Annotated in this window: 33 protein-coding genes; 18 read left to right on the top strand and 15 right to left on the bottom strand. The window is 62.0% G+C overall.

What is annotated here, in order from left to right; genetic code table 11:
* Positions 1-3 precede the first annotated feature (3 nt).
* Positions 4-834, bottom strand: a complete 831-nt coding sequence (locus tag BM190_RS32985) for an alpha/beta hydrolase (RefSeq protein WP_018319173.1) — start codon at positions 832-834, stop codon at positions 4-6.
* A gap of 154 nt (positions 835-988) precedes the next feature.
* The gene (locus BM190_RS32980; protein WP_092261773.1) at positions 989-2,785 is read right to left on the bottom strand and encodes a ShlB/FhaC/HecB family hemolysin secretion/activation protein; all 1,797 of its coding nucleotides are present in this window, start codon (positions 2,783-2,785) and stop codon (positions 989-991) included.
* A 132-nt stretch (positions 2,786-2,917) separates the two neighbouring features.
* Between BM190_RS32980 and BM190_RS32975 the strand changes: the two genes are divergently transcribed.
* Both BM190_RS32975 and BM190_RS32970 read left to right on the top strand, forming a co-directional pair.
* Positions 2,918-4,123: a FecR family protein gene (locus tag BM190_RS32975; protein WP_092261772.1), complete on the top strand. Its 1,206-nt coding sequence runs from the start codon at positions 2,918-2,920 to the stop codon at positions 4,121-4,123.
* A gap of 58 nt (positions 4,124-4,181) precedes the next feature.
* Positions 4,182-6,923, top strand: coding sequence for an EAL domain-containing protein (locus BM190_RS32970; protein ID WP_177237438.1), 2,742 nt, complete (start codon positions 4,182-4,184; stop codon positions 6,921-6,923).
* 16 nt (positions 6,924-6,939) lie between these two features.
* On the opposite strand, the gene BM190_RS32965 is transcribed toward BM190_RS32970, so the two are convergent.
* Positions 6,940-7,200 carry a hypothetical protein gene (locus BM190_RS32965; protein WP_018319177.1) on the bottom strand — a complete coding sequence of 87 codons (261 nt, stop codon included), beginning with the start codon at positions 7,198-7,200 and terminating at the stop codon, positions 6,940-6,942.
* A 261-nt stretch (positions 7,201-7,461) separates the two neighbouring features.
* On the opposite strand from BM190_RS32965, the gene rocF reads away from it, so the two are divergent.
* Both rocF and BM190_RS32955 read left to right on the top strand, forming a co-directional pair.
* Entirely contained in the window at positions 7,462-8,439 is a 978-nt protein-coding gene (rocF, locus tag BM190_RS32960) for an arginase (RefSeq protein ID WP_092261770.1), read from the top strand.
* A 146-nt stretch (positions 8,440-8,585) separates the two neighbouring features.
* Positions 8,586-8,870 carry a hypothetical protein gene (locus BM190_RS32955; RefSeq protein ID WP_018319184.1) on the top strand — a complete coding sequence of 95 codons (285 nt, stop codon included), beginning with the start codon at positions 8,586-8,588 and terminating at the stop codon, positions 8,868-8,870.
* Between the two features lie 55 nt (positions 8,871-8,925).
* Here the strand turns inward: BM190_RS32955 and BM190_RS32950 are convergent, their stop codons facing one another.
* From BM190_RS32950 to BM190_RS32935, 4 genes are all read right to left on the bottom strand, one after another.
* Complete coding sequence (locus tag BM190_RS32950) at positions 8,926-10,218, bottom strand: NRAMP family divalent metal transporter (protein ID WP_092261769.1); 1,293 nt, start codon at positions 10,216-10,218, stop codon at positions 8,926-8,928.
* Positions 10,219-10,463: 245 nt separating this feature from the next.
* A complete protein-coding gene (locus BM190_RS32945; protein WP_020508701.1) occupies positions 10,464-10,649 on the bottom strand; it encodes a hypothetical protein in 186 nt (61 codons plus the stop codon).
* A 580-nt stretch (positions 10,650-11,229) separates the two neighbouring features.
* Entirely contained in the window at positions 11,230-11,856 is a 627-nt protein-coding gene (locus tag BM190_RS32940; protein ID WP_018319187.1) for a hypothetical protein, read from the bottom strand.
* 25 nt (positions 11,857-11,881) lie between these two features.
* Positions 11,882-12,202, bottom strand: a complete 321-nt coding sequence (locus tag BM190_RS32935) for a hypothetical protein (protein WP_018319188.1) — start codon at positions 12,200-12,202, stop codon at positions 11,882-11,884.
* Positions 12,203-12,530: 328 nt separating this feature from the next.
* On the opposite strand from BM190_RS32935, the gene BM190_RS32930 reads away from it, so the two are divergent.
* The 4 genes from BM190_RS32930 to BM190_RS32910 all read left to right on the top strand — a co-directional run bounded on the left by BM190_RS32930 (position 12,531) and on the right by BM190_RS32910 (position 14,547).
* Complete coding sequence (locus BM190_RS32930) at positions 12,531-12,833, top strand: hypothetical protein (protein ID WP_244550801.1); 303 nt, start codon at positions 12,531-12,533, stop codon at positions 12,831-12,833.
* A gap of 338 nt (positions 12,834-13,171) precedes the next feature.
* Positions 13,172-13,399, top strand: a complete 228-nt coding sequence (locus BM190_RS32920; RefSeq protein ID WP_091965624.1) for a hypothetical protein — start codon at positions 13,172-13,174, stop codon at positions 13,397-13,399.
* 496 nt (positions 13,400-13,895) lie between these two features.
* Positions 13,896-14,144, top strand: a complete 249-nt coding sequence (locus BM190_RS32915; RefSeq protein WP_018319193.1) for a hypothetical protein — start codon at positions 13,896-13,898, stop codon at positions 14,142-14,144.
* A gap of 133 nt (positions 14,145-14,277) precedes the next feature.
* Positions 14,278-14,547 carry a DUF6894 family protein gene (locus BM190_RS32910; protein WP_092261767.1) on the top strand — a complete coding sequence of 90 codons (270 nt, stop codon included), beginning with the start codon at positions 14,278-14,280 and terminating at the stop codon, positions 14,545-14,547.
* Here BM190_RS32910 and BM190_RS32905 read toward each other — a convergent pair.
* On the bottom strand, positions 14,541-14,747 hold the full coding sequence (locus tag BM190_RS32905; RefSeq protein WP_018319195.1) for a hypothetical protein: 207 nt from the start codon (positions 14,745-14,747) through the stop codon (positions 14,541-14,543). The two genes, BM190_RS32910 and BM190_RS32905, sit on opposite strands and share 7 nt — an antisense overlap.
* Complete coding sequence (locus BM190_RS32900; RefSeq protein ID WP_018319196.1) at positions 14,744-14,944, bottom strand: hypothetical protein; 201 nt, start codon at positions 14,942-14,944, stop codon at positions 14,744-14,746. The genes BM190_RS32905 and BM190_RS32900 overlap by 4 nt, the downstream gene beginning before the upstream one ends.
* Positions 14,945-15,274: 330 nt before the next feature.
* On the opposite strand from BM190_RS32900, the gene BM190_RS40790 reads away from it, so the two are divergent.
* On the top strand, positions 15,275-15,445 hold the full coding sequence (locus BM190_RS40790; RefSeq protein WP_177237437.1) for a hypothetical protein: 171 nt from the start codon (positions 15,275-15,277) through the stop codon (positions 15,443-15,445).
* A 159-nt stretch (positions 15,446-15,604) separates the two neighbouring features.
* Here the strand turns inward: BM190_RS40790 and BM190_RS39940 are convergent, their stop codons facing one another.
* The 3 genes from BM190_RS39940 to BM190_RS32890 form a co-directional block, all read right to left on the bottom strand.
* Positions 15,605-15,823 carry a hypothetical protein gene (locus tag BM190_RS39940; protein ID WP_143109132.1) on the bottom strand — a complete coding sequence of 73 codons (219 nt, stop codon included), beginning with the start codon at positions 15,821-15,823 and terminating at the stop codon, positions 15,605-15,607.
* 209 nt (positions 15,824-16,032) lie between these two features.
* On the bottom strand, positions 16,033-16,344 hold the full coding sequence (locus BM190_RS32895; RefSeq protein WP_092261766.1) for a hypothetical protein: 312 nt from the start codon (positions 16,342-16,344) through the stop codon (positions 16,033-16,035).
* Positions 16,345-16,502: 158 nt separating this feature from the next.
* Positions 16,503-16,718, bottom strand: coding sequence for a dodecin family protein (locus BM190_RS32890; RefSeq protein WP_026202140.1), 216 nt, complete (start codon positions 16,716-16,718; stop codon positions 16,503-16,505).
* Between the two features lie 342 nt (positions 16,719-17,060).
* Between BM190_RS32890 and BM190_RS32885 the strand changes: the two genes are divergently transcribed.
* Both BM190_RS32885 and BM190_RS32880 read left to right on the top strand, forming a co-directional pair.
* Positions 17,061-17,255, top strand: coding sequence for a hypothetical protein (locus BM190_RS32885; RefSeq protein ID WP_092261765.1), 195 nt, complete (start codon positions 17,061-17,063; stop codon positions 17,253-17,255).
* A gap of 176 nt (positions 17,256-17,431) precedes the next feature.
* On the top strand, positions 17,432-17,659 hold the full coding sequence (locus tag BM190_RS32880; protein ID WP_026202141.1) for a hypothetical protein: 228 nt from the start codon (positions 17,432-17,434) through the stop codon (positions 17,657-17,659).
* 66 nt (positions 17,660-17,725) lie between these two features.
* Here the strand turns inward: BM190_RS32880 and BM190_RS32875 are convergent, their stop codons facing one another.
* Both BM190_RS32875 and BM190_RS39935 read right to left on the bottom strand, forming a co-directional pair.
* Positions 17,726-18,205 (bottom strand): GNAT family N-acetyltransferase, encoded by a 480-nt coding sequence (locus BM190_RS32875; RefSeq protein WP_244550800.1) that lies wholly within the window; start codon positions 18,203-18,205, stop codon positions 17,726-17,728.
* A 233-nt stretch (positions 18,206-18,438) separates the two neighbouring features.
* On the bottom strand, positions 18,439-18,690 hold the full coding sequence (locus tag BM190_RS39935) for a hypothetical protein (protein ID WP_143109131.1): 252 nt from the start codon (positions 18,688-18,690) through the stop codon (positions 18,439-18,441).
* 197 nt (positions 18,691-18,887) lie between these two features.
* On the opposite strand from BM190_RS39935, the gene BM190_RS32865 reads away from it, so the two are divergent.
* From BM190_RS32865 to BM190_RS32845, 6 genes are all read left to right on the top strand, one after another.
* On the top strand, positions 18,888-19,109 hold the full coding sequence (locus BM190_RS32865) for a hypothetical protein (protein WP_026201980.1): 222 nt from the start codon (positions 18,888-18,890) through the stop codon (positions 19,107-19,109).
* An 828-nt stretch (positions 19,110-19,937) separates the two neighbouring features.
* On the top strand, positions 19,938-20,123 hold the full coding sequence (locus BM190_RS32860) for a hypothetical protein (protein WP_092261851.1): 186 nt from the start codon (positions 19,938-19,940) through the stop codon (positions 20,121-20,123).
* Positions 20,124-20,707: 584 nt separating this feature from the next.
* Positions 20,708-20,896 carry a hypothetical protein gene (locus BM190_RS40785; protein ID WP_177237436.1) on the top strand — a complete coding sequence of 63 codons (189 nt, stop codon included), beginning with the start codon at positions 20,708-20,710 and terminating at the stop codon, positions 20,894-20,896.
* Between the two features lie 35 nt (positions 20,897-20,931).
* The gene (locus BM190_RS41975) at positions 20,932-21,318 is read left to right on the top strand and encodes an ABC transporter substrate binding protein (protein ID WP_502687015.1); all 387 of its coding nucleotides are present in this window, start codon (positions 20,932-20,934) and stop codon (positions 21,316-21,318) included.
* 243 nt (positions 21,319-21,561) lie between these two features.
* Positions 21,562-23,148 (top strand): tetratricopeptide repeat protein, encoded by a 1,587-nt coding sequence (locus BM190_RS32850; protein ID WP_092261762.1) that lies wholly within the window; start codon positions 21,562-21,564, stop codon positions 23,146-23,148.
* 182 nt (positions 23,149-23,330) lie between these two features.
* Entirely contained in the window at positions 23,331-24,239 is a 909-nt protein-coding gene (locus tag BM190_RS32845) for a transglycosylase SLT domain-containing protein (RefSeq protein WP_244550799.1), read from the top strand.
* A gap of 235 nt (positions 24,240-24,474) precedes the next feature.
* Here the strand turns inward: BM190_RS32845 and BM190_RS32840 are convergent, their stop codons facing one another.
* Positions 24,475-26,208 carry an adenylate/guanylate cyclase domain-containing protein gene (locus BM190_RS32840; protein ID WP_177237434.1) on the bottom strand — a complete coding sequence of 578 codons (1,734 nt, stop codon included), beginning with the start codon at positions 26,206-26,208 and terminating at the stop codon, positions 24,475-24,477.
* 457 nt (positions 26,209-26,665) lie between these two features.
* On the opposite strand from BM190_RS32840, the gene BM190_RS32835 reads away from it, so the two are divergent.
* The coding region (locus BM190_RS32835) for a hypothetical protein (RefSeq protein ID WP_092261850.1) at positions 26,666-26,993 on the top strand (328 nt) is incomplete at its 3' end.

Genomic DNA, 26,993 nt, shown 5'->3' with positions numbered 1-26,993 from the left:
CGGCTAATAGTCGCCCGGGTTCATGATCATCGGGGTTTTCGTATCAGCCGGCGCGAGCGCGCTGCTGGCGCTGTCACGCAGGAAGCGGTCGAGCGTTTCCTGGATCTTCTCCTTGACCGCGTTGGGACCGCGATCGCTCATTTCCGTGTGCTGCGCGCCGGTGTGAACGATGTCGATACCGCGCGCCTTGGCTTCTTCCGGCGTCGGCAGCACGCCGGGATCGGTCACGAAATGCGGGTCCTTCGACCGGAACGACAGGATCTTCATGCCGTCGCTGAGCACGAAAGGCACCCGCAGATTGTCGAGCGTGATCACCTTCGACACCAGCTCCGGATGCTGATGGGCCACATACATGGAGACATCGCCGCCGTTGGAATGGCCGACGAGGGTGACGTGGTCGTAATCGACGTTCTCCTGCTGCTTTTTCAGCTTGTCCAGCACGAAAAGAATGTTGGCTTCGCAGCGGATATAGACCTCGCGCCGGCCGACATATTGCTCACCGACATGGGTCATCAACGGCGGATCGCTCGGCAGATCCTGCTGGATGCTGGCAACCAGATAGCCGCGCGCGGCGAGCACGTTGGCGAGGAAGGAATATTCGGTGGCCTTGACGGTGTTGCCGTTGCTGATGATGGCGAGTGGGAGTTTCCAGAGGCCGAGATTGGCCTTGGTCTCGTAATCGCGCCGCACCGCCAACTCGACCGAGATCGGCCGCTGCCGCGCGGCGTCGTACAGGGTCAAAGTCTCATGGCGGATCGCGAACCGGCTGACGACAAAATATTCCCCGACGCCGAGGACACAGAGAAACGCCAGGATTGCAAACACCCTCGTCATGATCTCGTCTCAAATCACGTTTGGCTGAACATGGTCATTGGGAACTCCCGGATCGAGCGACCGTGAGCAGGTTACGGGATTAAATTTAGGCAAGTCTGTGAACAAGGCCGCAAAAAGGGCTGCACGCCGGCTTACCGCGCGAACGACCGGGCGGCTAGAGACAGCCGGACTTGCCGCGTTCGGGGCAGAGCCGGAACGCGCTTGATAGGGTCAACAGGAAGCGCGGGCTGCGGCGCTCGTTGTCCGGCGCCCGGTAGCTCAGGGGCACGGCCACGCCGAGATCGGCCTGGAGATCGTCCGGCAGGAAGAAGCGCACACCGGCGCCGGCCGAGGTGAGCGACAGGCCGTCGCTCAGGCGGTAACCGTCGTTCCAGACTGCGCCAGCGTCGCCAAAGGCATAGAGCTGATAGCCGGTCCAGTAGCGGAAGTTGAGCTTCTGGTCGAAGCGCAGTTCGAGCGAGCCGGCAAGACCGTTGTCGCCGCTGATCTCGGCTGCGCCATAGCCCCGGCCGAAGGCCGCGCCGCCGAGATAGAATTGCTGCGAGGTGAACAGCGGCCGCGATGCCGTCTGGCTCGCTGCGGAGAGTTTGAGCGACCAGGCGTCATTGAGCGTCTGATAGCGCGTGAACCAGAGGTTCAGCACCGAAAAGTTCGAGGATGCGCCGTCGCGCGACAACAGGTCGTCGTCGAAATGCGAGGCGCCGAAGATGTCGAGGCCCTGACGGTAGGTCAGTGTCGCAAGATTAGTGCCGCCGAAGCGATCCTGCAGCCGGTAGTCGGCGGTCAGGCTCGCGGTCCTGATATGGTCATTGTACCAGGGGCCGTAGAGGTCGTGCTCGGACACGTTGCTGAACGTCGTCGCCGCGGTCAGCGCTAGCGTGGAGGATTGCGACTGGAGCGGGACGATGCTGGCCCGCACCTCGAACGCCTCGGTCGTGGTGATGTCGCTGTCGAGGCGGCGGGCATCGCCCGGCCGAACCGCGCTGTACAGGACGGAAGCGCCGAGGCGCACGCCGTCGACGCCGACGGGCGCGTCATAGGACAGCCGCGCAAAGCCGAGCTGGCGTGGGTCGTTGGCAATGGTCGACAGGTTGACCGCCAGCGTGTCGCCGGGCGTGAGGTAGGAGTTGAACGCGCCGGTCGCGTAGGTCTGCCACGGGCCGACCGAGGATGATCCGAGATTGTCCAGGCCGAACGAGGAGAAGACGTGCCAGGTCTTCAAATAGACTGTGAGACGGAAGTGGCCGGTCGCGCCACCGATCTCCTCCAGCGCAGTATCGGTGATCCGGACGCCCGGCCTGCCGTTGATGAGGAAGAGCTGACGTTCGAGGGTGGGGAGGCGCGACGGCCGCTCGGCCAGAACCGGTCCGAGCATCGGCCTTACGCCGAATTGCTCGGCGCCGTTGCCTTTCAGCTCCGCCTGCACGATGGCGCCTTCGATCACCTGGATCCGGACGCGGCCGCCGGCAATGTCCTGCGGCGGGACGATGGCCCGGCTCAGATGGAAGCCGTCGGCGCGGTAGAGATCGCTGATCGCGCCGGCGATCGCGGCGAGATCCGCCTGCGAAACCTGCTTGCCGAGATAAGGCTGATAGACCGCGGCGATGCGATCTTGGGAGACGGCCTGGGCGCCGCTGACATTGACGCCGCGCAGCACGAATTGCGGCTTCGTATCCCCGCCGGTGTTCGGCTGTCCGACGCTCGGAAGCTGGACCGGAGGCCGGCTCAGCGATTCCCGCTCGCTTTGGTTATCGAAATATTTCTCGGGCTGGCGCGGATCGAAACCGGGCTGGTTCGCCTGTTGTGCGAACCCCTGGGAAATTCCCGCAAAGATCGGTACCAGCACTGCCAATGCGGTAATGAGATGCCGCTGCTCGACGCACGTCGCGAATCTGCCTCCGTAGTTTGACGGAGACTTTGCGATGGGGCGGTAAGGGTTCGTTATCCGCATGATTTTTCATAGTTTTTTATGGTCAATGATTGGTTAATGCTGCCACTGCACTGGCCGCTTCCCGCTAAGCCTCTCTTGAGTGATTTCGGATTACCCCTCAGGGCCCGCGCGTAACGCGGACTGAGGATCGTCATGCTTGGCAGAATTGGAATGCGGTGCGCCTTCGTGGCGGCGCTGACCCTTGGAACGGCTTCCGGTGCGTTCGCCGCGGAGGATGGCGTCTGGTCGGTCAGCAAGGCCACCGGTGAGGTGTGGATCGCGACCGAGGGCGCGCAACCGGTGTCGCTGAATCGGGAAGAGACGCTCAAGCCTGGCAATACCATCCGCACCGGACGCAACGGCCGGGTGCTGCTCGTCCGCGGCGAGGAAACCATTCTGATCTCTCCCAACTCCGTGGTCGGCTTGCCGTCGGAGAAGAAGGAAGGGCTCACGACCACCATCATTCAGCGGGCGGGATCGATCCTGCTCGAGGTCGAGAAGCGCAACGTCAAGCATTTCGAGGTCGAGACGCCCTATCTCGCCGCCGTGGTCAAGGGAACGCAGTTCAGCGTCACCGTGGGAGCTGATAGCACCAAGGTCGGCGTGCTTCGCGGCCAGGTCGAAGTCTCCGACTTCAAAACGGGACAGATTGCCCAGGTCATGCCGGGACAAGCGGCCACCGTGTTTGAGCACGGCAAGCCCGGTCTCAGCTTGAGCGGCGCGGGGACGTTCAATCCTATCGAGCATGGCAAGCCGCGCGCCTCGACGATCGAGCGTGTCCCCGTCCCGAAATCGGGCCTGTCGGCGCCGCGCAATGCCGCGAGCGGCCATGCGATCCATGCGCTCGGTCCGATCGACAAGGGGACCAAGGGGGCTGGCGCGCCAAAGGCATCGCATCAGGCGGCTGGAGGTCATGTCTCCAAGGCCGGCGTCGTGCGCATCTCGAGCTCGCTCGGCGAGGTCAAGCTCAATGTCCACAAGGTCACGAACGGGCTCGCCCACGGCGCAGTGGCACCCGGACAGGTGCGCAACGCCAACGCCAGCACGGGTGCCGAGACGGTCTGGAGCGACAGCAAGTCCAGCACGGCAGCGTCCAACAGCGCCGTCCAGACTGCAGCGACGACAAGCGGTGCCGCAACGGCTGGCAGCAGCTCGTCGAACCCAGGCGCAGCGATCGCGGCAGCTGCCGCCAACAACGGAAACGCCGGCAGCAACGGCAATTCCGGCAATGGCAACAACGGCAATGGCGCCGGCAACGGCAACAGCGGCGCCACCGGCAATGGCTGGGGCAACAATGGTAACGGCAATGGGAATGGCGGCTTCAACGGCAGCAATGGCCGTGGCCACAACAGACATTAAAGCGATTTTCTAGGGGATGAGGGGCGTACCTGCAGAAGCGGGTGCGCAGGAGGGTGGATTGAAACGCTATCGGCCGCATATTCTCGTCGTGATCGCGCTTGCGATCGTGCTGTCCACGGGATGGCATGGTGCGCTTCGCAACGCGCTCACCGATCTGCGGTTCAGCTGGCAATCGCGTGCGGCCAGCGGCAATGTCGTCGTGGTGGCCATCGACGCACCGTCCATCGATCAGATCGGCGTGTGGCCGTGGCCGCGCCGGCTCCACGCGGAGCTGTTGCGCAGGCTCGAGGTGGCGGGCGCGGGGGACATCGCCTTCGACGTCGATTTCAGCACACCTTCGGATCCGGCTTCCGACGAGGCCTTCGTCCACGCCCTTCGCGAGGCCGGCGGCTCGACGATCCTGCCATCCTTCAAGCAGCCGACGCCGAATGGTGGCGCGGCCCACGTCAATCGTCCCCTGAAGCCGTTCAGCAACCAGTCGTGGCCGGCCGTCGTCAACGTCGCTGTCGAATCCGACGGACTCGTTCGCCGCTATCCGTTCGGCGAGAAGCTCGGCGATGCCTTGATGCCGTCGATGGCCGTGGTGCTGGCCGGGCAGGACGCCAACCGGCGGCCGCCCTTCTTGATCGACTTCAGCATTCGTGCGGCCTCCATTCCGAGCATCTCCTATGCCGACGTGCTGCGCGGCGATACTGCGGCTCTCGACAAGGTGAGAGGCAAGAAGATCATCGTCGGCGCCACCGCGCTCGAGCTCGGCGACCGGTTCAGCGTTCCCAACAGCAAGCTCGTCTCGGGGCCGGTCCTGCAGGCGCTTGCGGCAGAATCGATCCTCCAGAGCCGGATGCTGCACTGGACATCCGATATCGGCATGATCCTGGGCCTGGGTCTGATCTGCCTGCTGATGATGTATTCGTGGCGCCGCTTCGCACCAGGAATTCGCGTCGCAGTCCTGATCGCCTCCGGGGCTGCTATCGAGCTGGTCGCGGCCCTCGTGCAGGCAAGATGGCCCTTCGTCATCGACACATCGCTATTTCACATCGCGATCGTCGCCTATCTGGCTGCGATTGCGTTGGACGAAATCGATTTCCGTAGTCTCTTGGGGCGCATCGCCGAGAGCCGCTTTCATCGCATCGCGATGTCGCTCGGTGACGGTCTCGTCTGCACCGACGAGGATCACCGGATCACCGTCTGGAATCCCGGCGCCAGCGCGATCTTCGGCTACGCGCCGGCGGAGATGATCGGCCGTCCGTTCGAAACGCTGTGCGCCGTGCCGGCGGACGGTCACGCGAGGCCGTCCATGCATGACGCCGCGCGCCAGGCGCTGCTGGTCCCGGGCGGAGCGGTCGTCGTCGAGTTCGAGGGCCGGCGCAAGAATGGTGAAACCTTCGCTGTCGAGGCGAGCTTCTCGGGCTGGCAGGGAACGGAGGGTTTTCAGTACGGCGCGATCCTGCGCGACATCTCGGTCCGCAAGCGCGAAGCCGAACGCGTCAAATATCTCGCCGAACATGACGCACTGACCGGCCTTGCCAATCGCAACACGCTGCATGCCGGCCTGGCCGGCATGGTAGCGGATGCGGAGCGACGGCCTCGCGAAGTCGCGTTGCTCGTCATCGGGCTCGACGGCTTCCAGGGCATCAACGACACGCTGGGGCATTCGGCGGGAGATCTGGTGCTGCAGGCGGTCGCCATTCGCCTGGAGGGCCGGGCCGGAGACGGGGCGATCGTCGCCCGGCTCGGCGGAGATGAATTCGCCATTGCGCGCGAAGCCGCGGATGGCGGTGAGCCGGTCGCGAAGTTCGCCGAGCGGATCGCGCGTGCATTCGAAACGCCGCTCGCGACGGGTACGCGCCAGCATCGTGTCAGGATCAGCATCGGCGTCGCGGTCTATGGCGAAGGCGGACAGGGTGCCGACGAACTTCTCAGCAATGCTCATCTGGCGTTGAGCAAGGCAAAGATGACGCGGCGCGGCAGCCATGTGATCTTTGAGGCTGCGATCAGGCAGGAGCTGGAGAACCGGCTGACGCTGGAGAGCGCGTTGGCGCTTGCGGCGGATCGCGGCGAGTTTGAGCTGTTCTACCAGCCCCAGGTCCGTCTGATCGACGGCAGCCTTGTCGGGGCCGAAGCGCTTATCCGTTGGCGGCATCCCGTGCGCGGCTACGTCTCGCCCGGAGAGTTCATGCCGGTGGTCAACACTTCCGCACTGTCAGAGCGGATCGCGAACTGGGTGATGGAGACCGCCTGCCGTCAGGCGCGCGCCTGGGAGCTGTCCGGCAACGGCGTGCGCGTCGCGATCAACCTGTCGCCCTCGCAGCTTCACTCCGGCGATCTCGCGCATTCGGTCGCGGCGTTGCTCGAAGCGACGGGGCTTACCCCGTCACTGCTCGAAATCGAGGTGACCGAAGACATCCTGATCCATGACGAACGCCGCGTGCTCGACATGTTCAAGCGAATTCAGGAGCTCGGGGTGCGCGTCCTGTTCGACGATTTCGGCACCGGTTATGCGAGCCTCAGCTATCTGAAGAAGTTTCCGCTCGACGGACTCAAGATCGACCGGTCCTTCGTGCTCGATCTGCTCGCCGATTCCGACGATGCCGCGATCGTCGGCTCGACCATCGGCCTCAGCAAACAGCTCGGCCTCACGGTCGTGGCTGAAGGCATCGAGAACCGCGCGACGGCCGACTTTCTGGTCAGCATGGGATGCGCAGAAGGGCAGGGCTATTTCTTCGGCCGCCCGATGCCGGCCGAGGCATTTGAAAAGCAATTCCTGGCGGCCGAGCTCGACGCGGTCAGCGCTGCCTGAGCAGGGCGGCTTCGTTCTATCGCCGCCGCGCGACCGCGACCCCGAAGAGGAAAGCGACGAACAGGCTCGCAAGCGGCGCCTCGCGCGTGATCGCTGCGACCGTCGCGAGCGCCCCGCCGGGCTTTCGTGCTTGCTCGATTGCAGAGGTGAGACGATCGACCGCTGCGTGCAGGCCTCCGGCGACTTCACCCACCGTGCGGGAAACGTCCGCCGCGGTATCGATGGCACGTTCGGCCATGCCGGGTTGCGAGGTGGATTGCGGTATCTCCGTGCTCAAGTGCGCGACCTCCAGACCTGACGATGGGCCGGCACCTTTGGCTATCCGCGCGAGCGCTCGTTCTGAACAGCGGGTCTTGATGACCTTTGGCTATCCGCGACAGGCGCCGTGGTTTACGGCGGGTGCCGGCCTTGGATGGGCAATTCAGCGCGCGGGATTTTGTTCCGGACGATAGGACGACCACGGCGGATCTTCCCCGGGAAACGACGGGTGCGAATCTCTGTTAGGCTGGCGGTGGCTTGCTGATGTCAGGAGACAGCCGTGACCGATCGGACCATGACGGATCGAGGCCGGCACATCGCCTTGCTCGGCGCTCCCATCGACATGGGGGCTTCGCAGCGCGGCACCTTGATGGGCCCCGCAGCGCTGCGCACCGCAGGCCTTGCGACAGTGCTCGAAAGTCTGGATTTCGAGGTCGTCGACTACGGCGATCTTTCCGTGGCCGAAGTCGGGGACCTCACCGACAGGCCACCGGAAAGCGCCAATCACTACCGCGAGATCCAGCGCTGGACGCGCGTTCTGAGCCGCAAAGGCTATGAGGTTGCGAAGACCGGCGCGCTGCCGATCTTTCTCGGCGGCGATCACACGCTGTCCATGGGATCGGTCAATGCCATGGCGCGTCATTGGCGGGAGCGTGGACGCGAGCTGTTCGTGCTCTGGCTCGATGCCCATGCCGACTACAACACGCCGCAGACGACGATCACTGCGAACATGCACGGCATGTCGGCCGCGTTCCTGTGTGGTGAGCCCGGCCTTGACGGCCTGCTCGGCGACGATCCGCGCGCTTCGATTACCCCTGACAGGCTCGATTTGTTCGGTGCGCGCTCGATCGACAAGCTCGAGAACGAATTGATGCGCGCGCGCCGGATCAGGGTCGTCGACATGCGCCAGATCGACGAGTTCGGCGTCGCCGTCTTGATCCGGCGCGTCATCGAGCGGGTCAAGGCGAGCAACGGCGTGCTGCATGTCAGCTTCGATGTCGATTTCCTCGACCCGTGCGTGGCGCCGGGCGTCGGCACCACGGTGCCGGGTGGAGCGACCTATCGCGAGGCACACCTGATCATGGAGCTGTTGCACGATTCCGGCGTGGTCGGATCGGCCGACATCGTCGAGCTCAATCCCTTCCTGGACGAGCGTGGCCGGACCGCGCGTACGGCGGTCGAGCTGATCGGCAGCCTGTTCGGCCAGCAGATCACCGACCGACCGACGCCGAGCAACGCGATCGCTCCGGGCGAGTGAATCGGTGGACAGCGCTTGTGCGCTGCAAGGCGTCTCTACTGCAGCAGGAGAGAAGGCGCCCCAGTGGAACTTGCAGGAGGGATGGTAGGGAACCGGGAGGGGCGCCATTGAATTAACCCTGCATGAGGACAACAGCGGATCTTTCGATGACAAATACTCGTTTCGCGAGCTCCATCTCTGCCGCCCTCCGCCATCCCGGTGTGATCGCGCTGATCGTGGCTGGCGTGACGATTGCGGCAATGCTGATTGTCGATCACGGCCCCTGGAGCCGCGCCAAGACCCAGCCGGCCCATATTGCGATGTATGCGACCACGGGAGAAGCGGCACGGGCGGCTGGTGCCGCGGTACTCCCGACCAAACCGAAATCGCCGATCGAGCCGTCGCGGCCGGGGCCCAAGACGTCGCCGACCGTCAACCCCGTGACGCCGTAACTTCGCTCACGATGAGTGGAGCCGCCTCGCAGATCTCGGTGGCGTTGTCGCCGCTCTAGCCTCGACCGATCACCGACGAGCCGAGCAGAGCGAGCACGGCCAGCGCCATCAGCGCGGTGCCGAGCCAGCCCAGCGCGATCAGCCATGACCGGGCCCTGAAGCGGCCCATGATCGCGCGGCTCGACACGATCAGCATCATCATCGCCATGATGGGCACGGCGACGATGCCGTTGAGCACCGCGCTCCACACCAGCATGTGGATGGAGTCGATGCCGGTGAAGCCGAGGCCGAAGCCGATGAGCGTTGCCGCGGCGATGATGGTGTAGAAGCCGACCGCTTCATCGGGCTTGGCCTCCAGCGTGGCGCGCCAGCCGAAGATCTCTGCGACGCCATAAGCGGCCGAGCCCGCCAGCACGGGGATGGCGAGCAGGCCGGTGCCGATGATGCCGAGCGCGAACAGCGCGAAGGTGAAGTCGCCGGCGAGCGGCCGCAGCGCTTCGGCCGCCTCCGTCGCCGAACCGATGCTGGTAACGCCGTTGGCGTGCAGGACCGATGCGGTGGTGAGGATGATGAAGAAGGCGATGCCGTTGGACAGCAGCATGCCGGAGATGGTGTCGGCCCTGATGCGCGCGAGCTCCGGGCCGGCGCCGCGCTTGACGTCGCGAAGCGGCTTGTCGCGCTTGCCCTGGTTCATCTCCTCGACCTCCTGCGAGGCCTGCCAGAAGAACAGATAGGGGCTGATGGTGGTGCCGAGCACGGCGACGACCATCAGAAAATAGTCGGCGCTGACATTGGCCTTCGGCCACACCGCGGCGAGCAGCGCCGTGCTCCACGGGATCTCGACGGTGAAGGCGGTAGCGACATAGGCGAACAGCGCCAGGGTGAGGAATTTCAGCACCGGCGAATAGCGGCGATAGGGCAGGAAGACCTGGAGCAGGGTCGAGCCCGCCGCGAAGATCAGCGCGTGCTCGTGGTTGAGGCCGCCGATGACCAGCGAAAGCGCCTCGGCCATCGCGGCGATGTCGGCAGCGATGTTGAACGTGTTGGCGGCAACGAGCATGGCGACCAGCGCCAGCACCGCCCAGCGCGGCGCGATCTGCATGACGTTGGCGGCGAGCCCCTTGCCGGTGACGCGGCCGATTTGCGCGCTGACGAGCTGGATGGCGATCATGAACGGCGTGGTCAGAAACACCGTCCACAGCAGCCCGTAGCCGAATTGCGCGCCGGCTTGCGAATAAGTGGCGATGCCTGAAGGATCGTCGTCGGCAGCTCCGGTGATGAGGCCCGGCCCCAGCCTTTGCAGCAGCGTCGGCGCGGATTTCGTCGGCGTGAGAGCGCTGTCGCTCATGAACGGGGACCTCGTCGGGGCGGGTGCTTTTATGCAAATGCTAATCGGGAAACGAAAGTTCCTCGCCGCGCGGGCGTCCTATCGATTTCTGATAATGCTAAGTCGACTTGACTGTCGGGCAAAACAGGTGTAGATTGCCATCATCGCAAAAATTCCCGCAGCCCAGATTCTCGCAAGTTAGTCCGCGAGGCTGCTTGTGTCGGCGGCGGGACTTTGGATGTCGGGGATGAAGGACGTCGGCCGCGCTACTTGACGCTGACGAACATGCCCCAGGCGGCGGCCAGCGCCGCGCCGGAAAAGACGATCAGCGGGTTATCGCAGAACGCGCCGCCATAGCTGCACATGGTGACGCCGAACGAGCCGATCTCGTGATGGCTCGCGGAGTAGAACAGTCCCGACAGCACCAGCAATGCAGCGGCGACGTAGTACATGGCAATCTCTCCGACGCTTTCACGATAGCATTCGCGCAAGCACATGTCCCAGCATGGCGCGAAGAGATTGCATCCTGCCGAATTCGGTAGGTTGCATTTGAGTCAAATGTCGGAAAACGGACAGATCGCCTTGTTCCGGAGCAGGAACAGGCATTCGTTAGTGCGGTGCACCTTGCTGAATGTAAGTGCGCGCCCCCGCCGGAATTGCCAGAATTTCCCGGTCCAGCGCTGGGCCAAATCATGAAATACCGAAAACGTGGGGACCGACAATGCATCCCTTTGTCTGCGCACACGATGTCGCACTTCTTCATGAACGAGTTGAAGTGCTCATTCTACAACTCGCTGAGCTGGAAGAATTGCGCATGCGAGTGCTTATAGCCGAGCGGGTGATGAAGAGAACTGGGGCGGGCCCACACGGTGAAGCGCCTGAACAACCGCCGACTGAAGCGGTTGAATGGCAGGAAATGTCTCGCGATTGCTACTGCCCGACTTGATGCGTAGCATCGATATGAGGATCGGCTCTCGACAGGAAAAAAGGCCCCGCACCGCGGGGCCTTTGTCGTGCCGGGTCTGGGCTGCTCTATCGCCGCGTGCCCACGCCGTAGAGCTCGCGCTCGCGGCCGATGTCCTCGGGAGACAGGGGCGGGCTTGCGGCATCGAAGTCGGTCCAGCCGGCTTTCTGCCAGGCCGCGCTGCGGTCCTGAAGGTTCACGGACTTATCGTGGAGAAGCGCATCGAGGCGTGAGCGGTCCTGGTCGGGCACCCTTGCGGACACCAGCGTGCCGCCGCGGCGAATGCCCTCGGCATAGCGCGAGGCATCTTCCCTGGAGACGCCGGCCTGCGTCAGGGCGCCGACGATGCCGCCCGTGGCCGCGCCGGCAGCCGCGCCGACAGCGGTCGAGGCGAGCCAGCCTGCCGCGACGACCGGCCCGAGGCCGGGGATTGCCAGCAGGCCGAGCCCGGCGAGCAGGCCGGCTGCGCCGCCGAGGCCGGCGCCGATGCCGGCTCCGGTCCCGGCGCCTTCAGCGCGATCGTCGACGCCGTCGCGATCGCGGTCGACCTTGCCGGACCGCGAACCGTACCAATTGTCCGAATTGTTGGCGACGATGCTGATATCGGAATGCGGCACGCCGGCGCCTTCGAGCCGGGTCACGGCACGTTCGGCATCGGAGTAATTGTCGTAAAGACGTGAGATGGTGACTGTCATTGTTCGGTCTCCTCGTGATTGCTTGTTACTTGGTGGGGTTCACGTTGCCCTGGAAGTCGACGCTGACGTCGCTCTTGCTGCCGGCCTTGTCGGCCTTGCCGCGCCAGACGCCTTCGTTGTCCTTGTGCAGGCCGGAGACGTTGGAATAACCGGCATCCTCGATCCGCGATTTGGCCTGCCCCTCGGTGAAGCTGTTGCGGCCGGCGACCGGCTTGTTCGAGTTGTTCTGGTCCGAGCTGTTGACGGCGTTGTTGCCCGGCCCACTCTGGGCAGGCTGCGATTGCGCGCTGGCGGGCACCGCTCCGAGCAGCAGCATGGTCGTGGCAAGTAGAGTAAGACGTCGCATTTTTTTGTCCTCCAGCAGGTGAAAGTGCCGGCGACAACAAGTGAGATTCGAATTGGTTGCTTCCGTTTGCAGATGCCGAGTGCCGCAGCCTGTCTCGCGCGAAATGTGCGTGTGCATCGAACCAGATTAGGAACGTCTGCCAGTTTGTCCCGTTTATGCGCGCCGTGCGGTTGCCGTTGGCAGATTTATTTCAGCCGCCGCATCAATTGATACGGCACGAAGGCGTGAGGGGCGGATGATGGCCGGAGCGCGCGTTGAGTTGGCGCGCTGGCGGCCCCGGCATTTTCGCTCCCCACGTCCAGCCCCGGAGGTGCCTGGGGTCGCTCCCATGCGGCTTAACTGGTTTTTCGCCTTCGGAACTTCAACTGCTCCGGCCCATTGTCGCCGGGAAATCGAGACGGCTCCCATCATGCAATCTGGCTACCCGCTGCTGAAGAAATGGACGGCGCAAGACCACGAGCGATTGAAGGCATTGGCCGACGCAGGCCGGCGGCCGAACGAGATTGCAAGCGAGCTCAATCGAAGCGAAGCGGCGGTGAGAGTGCGTGCGTGGCAGCACGGCATCGCCTTGCGGCTTGTCATTCAGAGGCGCAAGCCAGTGAAATCGGCTGGTTCGAAGGCCCGCATGTGATTGAACGGCGGCCACGTCACTTCGACGATTGTGCGTCGGCTTGCGTCCTGGCGGGCTCCCAAGGTGCGGGAAGGATGACGCGGATCGGACGAGCCTCGGCGGAGCCTTGACCAGCAGGCCGGGCTTGATCCCTGGCAGGTTCGGCCAGAGCCACGGACAAGAGTGCAATCAGCATCGCCAGCGAAGTCGTGACAAGTCTCATATCCAGCATCGAGGCCTCCAGTTTTCGCACCAACGCTGGCGGCGGCTGTCGGTTCAGGCACGATCGGGAACAAGTGGTAATTTTGTATGTTTGAAGAAGACAGATCCGGATGACCGGACTGCTGGAGGAGGACACGATGAACATCAAGACCATCATTGCCGCTGCCGTGTTGACGTCATTTGCGGCTCCCGCATTCGCGCAGTCGTTCTACGTGGTGCAGGACGTCAAGACCAAGAAGTGCACGATCACGGAGGCGAAGCCGACGACCACGGAAACGACCGTCGTCAGCGGTGACACCGTGTACAAGACCAGGACTGAAGCCGAGGCCGGCATGAAGACCGTCAAGGTCTGCACGTCGAACTGAGAAGGACAGATGCCTGTACTTTTGCTTTGGCCGTCCCGGCCGTGATCGTGCTCGGTGGCGGCGTTTATCTGATTGGCCACATGCACTGAGAATGGATGCCGAGGGTGCCTGGCGCGTCCACGGCCCCCTTGCGAGTGAGGTTGCGCAAGCGTCAAGCAAAAGCCCGCGTGGAGCGATCCGCGCGGGCTTGTTGTATGTGACGCCTCGTCCGCTTGCCGCGCAGACGACCTCGCGGTGACCATGTTCAATTCTGTACACAAGCAGGCGGCACCCCGAGCCCCTCGTCCGACGAAACACGGCTGAAACATTGCTGAAACCAGATCGTCCTGAACTCCGCGCCCGCTCGTCCCGACCAACGGAGCGAAGAGGAGAGACAGTCATGATCCAGATCGGTTCGAAGGAAGAAGTCGCGTTCCTGCTGGCGCTGTTCGGCACCCACACCCAGCCGGTGCAGCGGCCGAAGCCGAAATCGCAGCAAAGGTGAGAGGCTGAACCCATGCCAGGTTTGGCCGAATGCCAGAGCCTGCTCAGGCTCCTGATCGCCAGGGGCGATCCCAAGGCCATCCCGCTCGCCAAAGGTGCCATCGATCAGTATCTGAACACGGCGCCGCTCAGCGCCCGCGGGCGCGGCCTGCGCGTGCTCCAGCGCGACGCACTGGACCAGCACGATGTCGCGGTCGGCGTGCAGCGCTCGTTCGCCGAGACGGTGGATGCCTATATCGAGCACAAGCTTGCGGAGGAATAGGGGGCTGCAAAGTCCCCCGTCCTGCCGGATCGACCTCGGCGGCGTTCCCGGAACCCGTTGATCCCAAGCGAATTTTTCGTCGCATTTGGAAACCTTTGCCCGTCCCGGGCCTATTAGGGCAAAGGATGCAACGATGCCGCGTTATTACTTCGACCTTCGCGACCACCAGGGAATTGCGCTCGACGAGGAAGGGCTGGAATTGGCCAGCCCGCGCGCCGTTCGGGCCGAGGCCGCCAAGTCGCTTGCCGACATGGCACGCGATGCCGTCATCTCCGCGCCGCCCACGGGCGGCAGGCAGACGATGGCGATCGACGTTCGCGACGCCAGCGGTCCCGTCATGCAGCTGACATTCTGGTTCGAGATCGAGACTCCGACCTCGCGATCGCCATCACGCGATCATTGACGCGTCAACGCGTCCGGCGGCGACGGCTCGGGATCCAGCACGGCGATCTTCCGGCCGAGCTGCCACACCTCGACCTTGCCGTGACGGGTGTACTGTCGTGCGAAGCTGAGAGCGGAGGAATCCGACGGAGCCTCGAACGCTTCGGCGGAGCGGAAGACCCCGTTCTCGCCGACGAGATAAGCGCGATATTGCTGCATCATGTCGGTGCCCTCAGGCCGGGGGAGCGCAGCCAGGCCTCGATCTGCATGGCCGTTTCGTCCTGCCGCGCCCGGCGCAGCAGCATCTCCCGGCGGCGCCCCGGCGCGAGCGCGCGCGCTTCCTCGCGACAGCGCGTGGCTTCGTCGGCGAGTCTTTCGCTGAGAGTCCTGGTCTGTTTGAAACGACGCCGCGTCAGCATGGCGCATCTCCCTGTTCGAGGAGGCGGGAGCGCAAACTGGCGTTCTCATCACCGATAAATGCCACGAGCCTTGCGGTGATGAATTAACGCTACGCCGCCGGCGGCGCCGAGTCTGTATCATTTGGTATGTCCGCAAATTAAATTTTCGGGTGCAAGTTCAGTCATTTGAGCCACTTACTCATCTTGAGTGCGACACGAGAGCTAAGTTCACTTTTGAACCAAAGCGACCTCTGGTCGTTTGCAAGACATCACCGGCCAAGGATTTGTTCGTAGGCGTCGGTGGCTGAGAGACCCAGCGTGCTCCCGCCTGCAAAGCGAAGGAGCATACCGATGCGGGTTTATCGGCCGTTGCCTGCCGATCATGAGCAGGCAGAATACATGCGACAGCTTTTGCGCGAGGCCCGCGAGCTGCTGAACCAGTTGCAGCCCGATACGTTTCTGGGACGCAAGACAACAGAAGCGCCTCCGAAAAAGCAGGAGCCGGACGCGGATACCGGCTGACGCGTGGGTGCTTGTCGAATCCGGCCACTGATGCCCGCTCTGAATTTACTTCCGCTTCCGGCGGCACAATGGACATCGCTGGACTTGCTGTCGGTCTGGTCCCGTCGCGAATGACCCAACTGAGACATTGACGCTGAGCTTCTGTCCCGCGTTTTGCGTTCAGGACCACGGCGGCTCTTCGCTCGCCCCGGCTGCCTCGTGGCGGATCGTGACATCCGCCGAACGCAACCCGGTCAGCAATACAGTTCTGACAGAGGCAGCATCAAATCCAATATCCTTGGCATTTGGTGGATGTGCCTCGCTGTTCTTCAATCGGAGCGCAAGGTGCAATTGCTCGCAAAGGTGCTGAACGACGAGATTGACCTGATCGTCAGTCATGATCGGCTTCTCCTGCGGCCATTCTGCTACAAAACCAGGTAGCGCACTTGATCGGACGGTATGCGATGGGACCGCTCCATGGGATCACCCTGTGCGATGACCATGGGCGGATGAATGAGACGCATTCCGTTCGCTACAACGCGAAGGGTTCGAAATTCGACGACATCAGCAAGAGGGCGGCGCTCCCACGCAACTGGCGGCGCTTGCGGCTACTTTATGCCCGAGGACCCATTGGGCTCCATGTGCACCAAAACCTCGCCGGTCGTGATTTCGGGAACTCCAAGATCGAGGTCAGGCAGACTTGCCTGAACAAACGCGAGTATCTTGGCATTCGCTGCATTGGCGCTTTCGCAGTCGTCAAATATCATCACAGCGATACCAACACCGTCGCCCGCATCCAGCACATAGTAAGATTTGAATCCGTGCGATTGCCTCAGGATCTCGCCGACGCCGCTCCTGGCGCGGCGAGCAGCGTCCGCGACCGAACGAACCTTGGCGTACTTGCGAATGACCATGTACATGGGGCCACCACGCGCTACACGCCCCCACGCATCAAAGCACATCGGCCCTGGTTGGACTAGGGCCTCCTCCGGATGGGTCACACCGACCGTTGGGCCCGGGCAACGCGCCTTTCCAATCAGCCATCCTCGCCCCGCAAGTGGGGGCCGAGGTGCTGGGGCTAGGAGCCCTCGAACTTGAACGACACGTTGAGCTTGGCGCGATAGGCCTCAACTTTTCCGTTCTCATCCAGTTGCATGTCGAGCTTGATGACCTCTGCAACGCGAAGATCCCGGAGAGATTTCGCTGCTTGCTCGACCGCATTGGCGGCCGCCTTCTCCCACGAGTCGCTGCTGGTACCGACCAGTTCTATGACCTTGTAGACGCTATCAGCCATGTCGTCCTCCTGTTCGGTATGACCCAGGAAATCTAGCATCAGGATCTCGACGCTGATACCGTTTCGGGCGGAGCCGAGAAGGGACAAACTGCTGGCGGAGGGGCGGCTCTTGGCTCCGAATGAACTGCCGGACCGACGCCATCGTGTCCGCTCATGGCGGATCGACGGAAATGCGTCCGATTGGCTGTCTCTTTTCAGTCTGCCCCGGACCGGAAGGCAGCACGATCCGAGCGCGAAAGATGGCCCCAAGGACGCTCTGGCTCGCACGCGAACCATCTCGGTCACCTGCCTCGCCGAAAAAGGGGTAAAGTGCCCCAGGGCTCACATCCGAGGAGCAACAACATGACCCTACTCCCCGAGCTCGTTCCCGCCAGGATCGACTGGCATGTCTTCGCGGTGATGGGCAACGCGATGCCGCCTCGAGATCCTGATGACGACGGAGAAGATGACGACGAAGAGGATGAGGATGAAGAGCAAGACGAGGAGGAGAACCAAACCGACGAATCGCCGGTCGTGCGCGAGCCGGACGAAGACTAAGCGGGATGCTTGGAGGTAGCTTGAGCTTCGGTGAGTGGGAGCCCTGCCTGCGTGCGGCGCGCTGGTGCGTCCGGCGGCTTTCAAGGTCGGTCTAATTCCGAGAGCCGCGGATAGACGCTGAATGGACCGAGTTTCCGGCGCAGCACTATCGGCCTTCACGGGTAGAGGAGGTGAGCATGACCCTCATATGGCTTGGTGTGCTGCTTGTTTTCGGCGGCATACTCCAGATGGCGTTTCAGCCCATCTGGCGAGGCCGATTCAGCGGTGGAAGGTGGCTTCGCTCCGGGCGTGACACGCTGGAGCCTGAAAGGCCGGGTGGCGGCTTCGGCATCAAATCGAACTGGCCTGGACTTGTGATGGTCGCACTTGGCGGCACTTTCTTGCTGGCCGGAGCTGCCATCTGAGTTGAATGTCTCGCGAGCGTCGTCCGTTATCTGGCCGCGCCAATGTGCTGGAGCCGTGTCTCGTCCTCAACCCCATCGCGTCATTTTCGCTGCGATGAGATATTTGATCGCGACCAGAGCACAGCGGACTCTCGCGGGCCATTGACTGGGCCGCTTTATAGGGTTCGGCCCAAGCCACGACCCTCGGAAACAGGCCAACGCCTCGCGTTGCAGCGCGGCGTCCGCGCGCCGGCTCAGGCGTGAAGCGCAAGGTGGAGGAATTGATTGAAGGCGCTCGCCGGCGAACGCCTCGCCATTGACGAAGCCGCGCTTGCGGTACAGCGCCAGCGCCGGCTCGAACGCCGGGCCGCTTCCGGTCTCCAGGCTCAGCCGGGTCAACCCGCGCGCCTTGGCCTCGCGCACGATGTGGTCCAGCAGCAGCGCCGCGACGCCGCGGCGCAGATGATCGGGGTGGGTCCGCATCGACTTCACCTCGGCGCCACCATTGCCCAGCTCCTTCAGCGCGCCGATGCCGACGACGTCGTCGCCCTCGCGCACCGACCACACGGTGACCCCGGGGCACCTGCAGCCCCGACAGGTCGAGCGCGAACACATGGCCCGGCGGCGAGCTCGCATGCATGCCGGCGAGATGAAGCGCGAGCAAGCGGCGGGTCGGTTCAGAGGTGAGATCGTCGGGGTGGATTGAGAACATGGGGACCGTTTGGGAGCTGTGCCGCCACTCGGATTGCGCCCGCACAATATGAAACACAGACGCGCTGGTCGACAATGTTCCCGTTGTTCTAGACGCTTCGGAGGATCCGCCAAAGCGCCGACACAAATTTCAAGAGTGGCCGGGATGACGCATCGTCCTGTCGATCCGGCGCGGCCGATGGTGCGGCGCTGTCCAATTCGGTCAGCCGCTCCACCATGCCTTCCAGTCGCAACGGTAGCGGGGCGAGATCGTCCGTGAGGGTGCCGCGAAGTCGCTCACCAATTTCGTTGCAGATCGCCCGGCGATGCTCCACGGGCGCGGTCGAAGGGGTATCTGCCATGGCTGCCACCGTTGGCCTTGACGTGCACCGCCTCCTTGCCGTGCACGGATATCCTGCCGCCACCGTAGTAACGAGCGACACGCCACCTTGATCCCGGCTTCGCACAAATACCGCTGCTCCGAACGTCCAAAGTTCTCAGGTCGCCAACCGGGTTCCCATGCTATCATGTTCGCCCGCGTGGGCTTAGGAGGCAAGAAATGTCTACCTACCTGCGATTACAAACCGTCGATTTAAAGCCGGAAATGGTCAGCCGCATCACCGCAGCTTACGAGCAGGCGCTCCATACGCTTTGTGTCCAGGATCGCGACGACCCGCTCACGGAAATGGTCGCAAGCAAGATCATCAAGATCGCGCAAACGGAGGTCCTTGCCCCGGCACAAATTGCGGCTTTGGCGATCAAGGAACTCGAAATGCGTTAGGCATCTTTGCTTAACGCGCTTGGAACTGAAACATTCCCGACTTCGGCAGGTTAGCTATTAGGCTTCGGGGCTTCGCAATATGCGAGGCACGCTATGACGCCTCTACCACCGGGCGAAGCAATTCTCACTGTCGGCATCATGAGCCTCACTGTCCTAATCGAGGTTGCGCTTTTCGCCTCGATCGGGATGTTCTGATAGACGCGCGCGGCGGGTTGGCCGGGAGGACAACTCAATCCCGGCCAAAATTTAATCCCGGCCAAAATTTTTGCATCGTTCCCGCAACCACGGACCTACCCGCAACGGAACCAATTTTCATCGAACACAATTGTCTTGTCGTCAGCGATGGGAGGATCATCGCCATGAGGATCAAATATCTCTCCGCGATTGTAATAGCTGTTCTTGCCGCTGGTACCGGGATGGCCGTCAATTCTCTCGGTTCGCTGCCTACCGAAACGCAGTCCGCCGAACATGCAAGTGGCAGACCGACTAGCTGCCTCGGTTGATCCATTCTTGCTTCGGTACGGTGGCTAATAGGCGGCGTTGCAGCCAACGGTGCTTGCATCCATTGGTAATTCATTTCGCGCTGTGGTTGGATTTTTATTCGCGCAGCAGCGATCTTGAGTTGTTTGACGAAGTTTTGCTGAAACAGAAGGCTGCTATGCTAGATTTTAGGTAATTAGCCCTGTTCCGTTTTTGCACCGACAAGCAAGTTAGCTGATCATCCTTTGAAGTTTGACGCAGCTTGTGGATGGGCTCACATCGGGCAGCATCGCTGGGGCTTAGAAACTCGGAATATCTCATAGCGATACTCAAACGATGGGGGCCCCCATGCCCGCCATATTCGACCTGCTCTATCGCGAATACTGCCGCGCCCGCCTCGCTGAAATGCGGAAACAGCTTCTGATTGCCAGACAAAGTCCTGAAGGCCTGCAAGCCGATTATGTTCGTGCTGATCAGGATAGCGTTGGCAGGACAGACACGCAGCATGAAATCAATTACGGCGCGCCGAATTGAAGCGGCCGCGAGACATTGGCTTTTCTTTGCGGCGGTTGGGTTGTTCCTTGCCCTTTTTGTTTTGATGGCTCTCGGGGGTTGGTAGGCGGCGCACGGGTGCGGCGCTTGCGTCGTGGCTACGCTGGCTGCGCTTGGGCACAGGCAAATGCGACAGCCGTGAATTTCAAGTATGTCCTTAGTCCCGCAGAGGCGCGGAGACGATACGCTGGCATGGAAAGCACTTGTAGACCCGTACAGCCTGCCGATCCACGATTGCGCGCAACGCTCCTACCAGTACCATTTCACGTCAATTCTCGCAGACAGGAGGTGGCGGGGCGTTGCAGTCGGCTCGATTCATGCGACTAAGCGCATACCCGAAGCCGGGACCGGCGAACACTTGGGAAAATACGGGTGGCAGAAGCCGCGGTTGGCACTTCAGCTATTGAAGGGAAACCGGACGGCGGACGCCGCTTGCTTTTGCCGCCGCTTTTTGACCCCAAGCGGACCTTGCTCGCTGCCGCCCCGCAAATGCAGCTATGCCGCTCACACAGTCATATGACAAAGTGATAGATTGTTCGCGCCCCCGCGTGATCCTTGGAGGGCACATGCGACGGCGGGAGTACGTCGCGGGTACGGCGATCACCGCAGCCCTGAGCTTCGAAAAGCCTGTTTACGCTCAGACCGATGCTCGGTCGCCGGGCATAAAACGGATCGCGATCGTCCATACCGCCGAAAAGCCCGAGGGAATGACTATCAACGGTCGCCTGACGTTCAAAGCTATTTTGGGGAGTTGAAGAGGCATGGCTATGTCGAAAGACAAAACCTGCTCGTGGACCGGTACTCGGCGCTCGGTCGGTCCGAACACTATGGAGACTTGGCTCGCACAATCATTGCCAGTCATCCTGATTTGATCATTTCGCTTTCCGGCCCGATTGCACGCCAGTTGAAGCCCGTGACCACTACAATTCCAATATTAGTTAGCAGCGGTGATCCGGTCGCCGGCGGAGTTGTGACGAACCTGGCCAGACCGGATGGAAATATCACTGGAGTGAGTGTTGATGCGGGATTGGGAGTATACGACAAGCGTCTGCAATTCCTTAGCGAGACGGTGCGAAACCTACGCAATGTGCGGGTGCTCATTCCTTCATCTGCGACGATGTTTCGAGACGGCAGGGGTAGCGCTCAGGTTATCGGCCATGTTGACCTCCTCAGCTAGTGACAGGGCCGATTTTGACCCAAACCTGACGTGACGCACCGCAATTTGACTGCGCCAACTGGCATAACGGGTTCTGCGCTTCGACGACGAGCTTTAGCGCGGGTCCAATGTCAGGACAACTGACATGCCACACCGGCCAGGTCCGTCTCTGGCTCTTCTCCGAAACGAAATTGCATGGTTGGCCTGAGTGAACAGGCTTAGATTGCGCGCCTCGCAAAGTTAGTTCTCGCGTGGAGGCAGGTCATGATCAAGACGCCATTCGCAATCGCGGCTACGGCTGTGTTGGGCCTTTCGTTTGCGCAACCTTCGTTGGCAGAATCGGACGGCGATCAGCTCGGTACGGTGCATTTCGAAACATCGTGCAAGCCGGAAGCGCAGAAGCATTTCGATCGCGGGATGCTGTACCAGCACTCGTTCTGGTACCGCGCGTCGCAGCACGCGTTCGGAGATGCTCTGAAGGCCGATCCGGAGTGCGGCATCGCATACTGGGGCATGGCCCTCAGCCTCTTGTGGAATCCCCACGTTCCCACCCCCACGAAAAACCTCGCCGAGGGTGCTGAGGCGATCGCAAAAGGAAAGCTCATCGGCGCCAAGACCCAGCGCGAACGCGACTACCTCGATGCGCTTAGTGCCATGTACGCCGACTATAACAAGGTCGATCATCGTACGCGCATGCTGGCTTACTCCAAGGCCATGGAGCAACTTGCGCAGCGGTATCAAAACGATGACGAAGCGCAGATCTATTATGCACTAGCCCTCAACACCTCGGCGTCGCCGGCCGACAAAACTTACACCAACCAGCTCAAGGGTGCGGCAATCCTTGAGCCGATCGCAATACGGCAGCCCCAACATCCCGGCGTAGCGCACTACTTGATTCATCTTTACGATTATCCGCCAATTGCCGAAAAAGGGCTCGAGGCTGCGCGACGCTACGCCAAGGTTGCACCAGCGGCAGCCCACGCCCAACATATGCCGTCCCACATCTTTACCCGCGTCGGATACTGGAGGGAGTCGATTGCTTCCAACATCGAATCGTCTCGTGTGGCGAGAGCGGACAAAGAGGGCCACGATCAGCTGCACGCAATGGATTACCTCGTCTACGCCTATTTGCGACTCGGGCAGGACGAGAAGGCAGCAGCCGTTGTCGACGAGATGAAGGGGGTCACAGGCTTCACCGAGACTTTTATCGCCGGGCCATACGCGCTTGCCGCCTCTCCGGCACGCTATGCAGTGGAGCGCGGCGATTGGAAGGCTGCTGCGGCGCTTGAGGTTCGTCCCAGCCTGCTGCCTCACGTGCAGGCGGTAACCTATTTCGTGCGGGCGCTGGGCGCGGCCCGTGCAGGCGAGCCAGAAGCCGCGAAGGCCCACATCGCCAAACTCGCCGAACTGCGCGACAAGCTACGTGCCGCCAAGGACACCTATTGGGCGGAACAGGTCGAAATTGAGCGGCAGGTTGCGACGGCTTGGCAGCTTTTCGCCGAAGACAATCGTGACGCTGCGCTGAATGCCATGAGCGCCGCCGCCGCTGCCGAGGACAAAACGGAGAAGCATCCGGTGACGCCGGGAGTGCCTAAACCGGCGCGCGAACTCTATGGAGAAATGCTGCTTGAGAGCGGCAAGGCAAATGAAGCGCTTGGGGCATTTGAAGCAACGCTGCGGAAGGAGCCAAACCGGCTCGGCGCTTACGTAGGCGCAGCCAAGGCGGCGGAAAAGTCCGGCGAATCCAACAAGGCTCAGCAATACTATAAAAAGGTCATAGCGATCGCTGATGCAGCTGATAGCACCCGAACGGAAGTTGCCGAGGCGCGGGCATTTCTGATGAAGCGCTGAGAAACGGGCGCGAGAGGCATGGGAGCACACGTGAAATCAATATTGCTGGCGATCGTTCTGGGCGTTGTTGCGAGTGCGGGAAACGCTCAATCGCTCGAGGTTGTCGGATATTCCGGTCACCTCGGCGAATGGGAGTTGACAGCCACCGTCACGGAAGCGGCCTCCGGCCACGTCACGCGAACATGACGGCTCCTGCGAACATGGTGACGCCCGCCTTGTACGCCGAGGCATCGGCCAGACTTGCGATAGCGCTTCGGGCAGAAAGAGCCGAGCTGGGCTCGGTGACGTCAGCAGGTTCCGGGCCGTTGAGCACCGGAGCGGAGATCGTCGATGAACCCGTCGCGACCAAATTGGCGTCGTTGGGACAGGATATCGTCCAACCGCCGCCGGCAGGACGCGATGCGTCCAACGATGCTCCGAAAGCGGCGTCGACGCAGGATTTCCGTTATCTGGTTTACTACGTCTGGTCTGAACTGCCGCCCGCCGAGAAACCGGCGGAGATCGTCTTGCGTTCGTTCAAGGACATCCCGGTCGGAACGCCGGCCGAAGAGATCAAGCGCGCTTCCGACGCGTTTGGTCTCGATTTGAATTTCATGATGGCGGTTGCCAAGATCGAATCCGGTTTCAATCCCAATCAACGCACCGGGTCGTATATCGGCCTGTTTCAGCTGAGCCAATATGAGTTCGGGAAGTTCGGCTTCGGGCAGATTCGCAGTCCGCGGGATAACGCCGTTGCGGCCGCCTATAAGGTCATTACCGAAGGCATCCTTTTCGAGTGGATCACGCATCGGAAGCCGGACTTGAGCGATCTTTACCTGATCCATCAGCAGGGCTGGGAAGGCGCCGCTGAGCACATCAGCCAGCCCGCTCGCATCGCTTGGAAATCCATGTGCGCCACCAGCGAAGGCAAGGAGAAGGGCGGAAGGTGGTGCAAACGCGCTATCTGGGGCAATGCACTTCCAGCGTTCAAGCGTACTTGGAAATCGGTGGACAACGTGACTTCAGAGGCGTTCGTCGGTATGTGGCGCGGCCGGGTCGCCGAATTTTACACGAAATATGTGGCGACTGCCGCTGCGGCGGCAAGCCAATAAATTCGATTTCGGCAGGCCCTGCCAACGCTTGCGGGCTAGACCAAGTCCGCTCATGGCCCTGAGCCGAACAACGAACGCGCCGTCGCCACGTCTCCGCTGTTTGAGGGAGATCTGACCTTGCGCGATGAGACGTGGTGAGCAGCTTTTGACCCGAGCCGACGTTTGGCAATCCGCGTGCGGGAACGTCGAACGGCTCGCTGCAAACAGACGGGATGGCCCGCAGTTCAATGCAGCCTCACCCCTTCCATCCGGCCTTACCCAGACCGTCGACGAGATGCGCGTGGTCTTCTGGACGAAACCACGGAGCTCTGTTGCGGACATACATATCTAATGCCCCCGGTGCGCGCGAGACGGCCTTTTCCAGTTCTTCCTTCGCTTCCGCTATGCGCCCAAGCTGGCCCAGCGCCGCCGCGGACCAACGGTAGATCATCGGAAAATTCGGATACGACCGGATCAGGCGTTTTGCGGCCTCGATCGAAGCTTCGTATTCGCCGCAGAAATATAAACCGCACGCAATGTGCAACAAGCGGACTGCCAGATAGGGATCGCGGGGATCGAGCCTGATACACACGTTGAGAGACGTGACCCCCTCCTTGTGCCGTCCGGCAAAGATCAGCGTCGCGCCTCGATGGCCGTGCGCGATCGCCAGATTTGGACTCATAGAGAGAGCTCGCTCGATCTCCGCCAACGCATCGTCAGCCTCGCCGCGTGCTTGTAAGGCCCAGCCAAGGCACGAACGGGCTTCGGCATCGGCACCATCGAGCGCGACCGCCCGGCGGGCCAGGGCCTCCGCCGAATGTTGCGCGTCTCGCAGGCCTATCTTCTGGTAGAGCGCGGCCGCTTGCAGCTGGTACAGAGCGAGCGCGCTGTAGCTGCCGCTGAAGGTCGGGTCGAGATCGATCGCCTGTCTGAAGAATTTCTCGGCGCTCTCATCGTCCTCTGCGGTCGCTTTGCTCAGATCCCACAGGCCGCGCTGATAGGCGGCCCAGGCATCAAGGCTGCCCGGCGGCCTGCGCATGGCGCGTCGGAGCTCGGCGTCTGCAATGGCGGGGGCGAGCGCAGTCGTCAACGCCTCGGTGAGCTCATCCTGCACGGCGAAAATATCTGCGAGATCGCGGTCGTAGCGCTCGGCCCATACATGATTGCTGGTCGCCGCCTCTATGAGCTGCGCGGTCACGCGGATCCGGCTGCCGGCCTTGCGCACGCTACCTTCAAGCACGTAGCGGACGCCGAGCTCGCGCCCGACCTGTCTCACATCAACCGCTCGCCCTTTGTAAGTGAACGACGAGTTCCGTGCGATGACGAACAATGAGGGATAACGCGATAACGCCGTGATCACATCTTCGGCGATACCGTCGGAGACGAATTCCTGCTCGGGGTCGCCACTCATATTGGTCAGCGGCAGCACGGCGACAGATGGCTTGTCAGGCAACGCGAGCGCCGGAATCTCGCGTTTGGGCGTCGCAGTCCGCAGGACCGGGTCGATGATGATGCGGTAAACGTGGACGGGCCGGGCGATGTTCTTCAGAGTTTGCTCACCCGCTTCCTCAACGTCGAACGGCACCTTGTCGCGCGCGTGATTGAAGACAGTCTGAGAGATACAGATGCCGCCGGGTTCGGCGATGCTCTCGAGCCGGGCCGCAATGTTGACGCCGTCTCCAAAGATGTCATGGGCTTCGACGATGATATCACCGATATTGAGCCCCACACGGAAGAGAATGCGCCTGTCTTCCGCGTCGTCGCAGGTAAGGTCGTTGATGCGGGACTGAAACTGCATGGCAGCCCGCACCGCTTCGACCGCACTTGGAAACTCAGCCAAAAACCCGTCGCCGGTGTTCTTCACGATGCGGCCGCCGTGCTGCGCAATTGCGGGCTCGACACCTCCGGCGAGAAGGGCCGTCAGCTTGGCGTGTGTCGCCTCTTCGTCATTGTGCATGAGCCGAGAATAGCCGGCCACGTCGGCGGCCAAGATCGCTGATAATCTTCGCTCGACCCGGACCCGCTCTTGCACCATGGCCGCACCAGGCCCCACCCAACCCACTATACTCTAAACGGATCAGAGCGCAGCGCCAAACGCGCTTCGACTTTTGAGGTATGCGCTAAGTTGAAACGTCAACTGTGCTGACCGGGGTGCGTCTGAGCTGACCTGCGGTGCGCACCAAATAGAGATCGAGTCCGGACCGCCAATGTCGCCTTCTGGCCCATAGCTGACTAATACGTCGATGCCCGCTGAGGGCCGCTTCTGACCCGAAGCGGACCTGATGCTTTAAGCTTCCGAGGCCACTCGAGCAGCAATGTCCGAGTCAATAGTTGTAGATCAGGCGACCTTTTCTTGTGAACCTACAAGTTCTCTCCTGCGACAGATGTCGCGAGGTCTTGGTGCCCGGCTGGTCTCAAGTCCGATAGTGTACGCCGGAGAGATTAAAATGAATTGGATCGGACCGGTCATCGGCGGGGCGCTGTTTGTAGCTGGTTTGCTAACATCAGCGGGACCGGGGCTGGCGGCAGGGAGCGATGACGGTTTCGCAACGTTCTGGACGCAGTTCAAAGCTTCAGTCGGCAAGAGCGACCAGAAGGCCGTATCGGACATGATTAAATATCCCGTCCTCTACCAGGATCTGCGGCGAGCAGCGGAGTTTCCTGTGATCTGGAAGGGTGCTTTCAGACCTGCGCATCGGGCGTGTCTTGCCAAGCAGAAGCCTGTCAAGGACACATCCCCCAAGGGGGTGGTTACTTACTCTGCCTTTTGCGACT

The sequence above is a fragment of the Bradyrhizobium sp. Rc3b genome (assembly GCF_900114915.1).
In the GTDB taxonomy this organism is placed as follows: Bacteria; Pseudomonadota; Alphaproteobacteria; order Rhizobiales; family Xanthobacteraceae; genus Bradyrhizobium.
The sequence above is the reverse complement of the archived record's forward strand: the minus strand, read 5'-3'. Positions and strand labels throughout refer to the sequence as shown.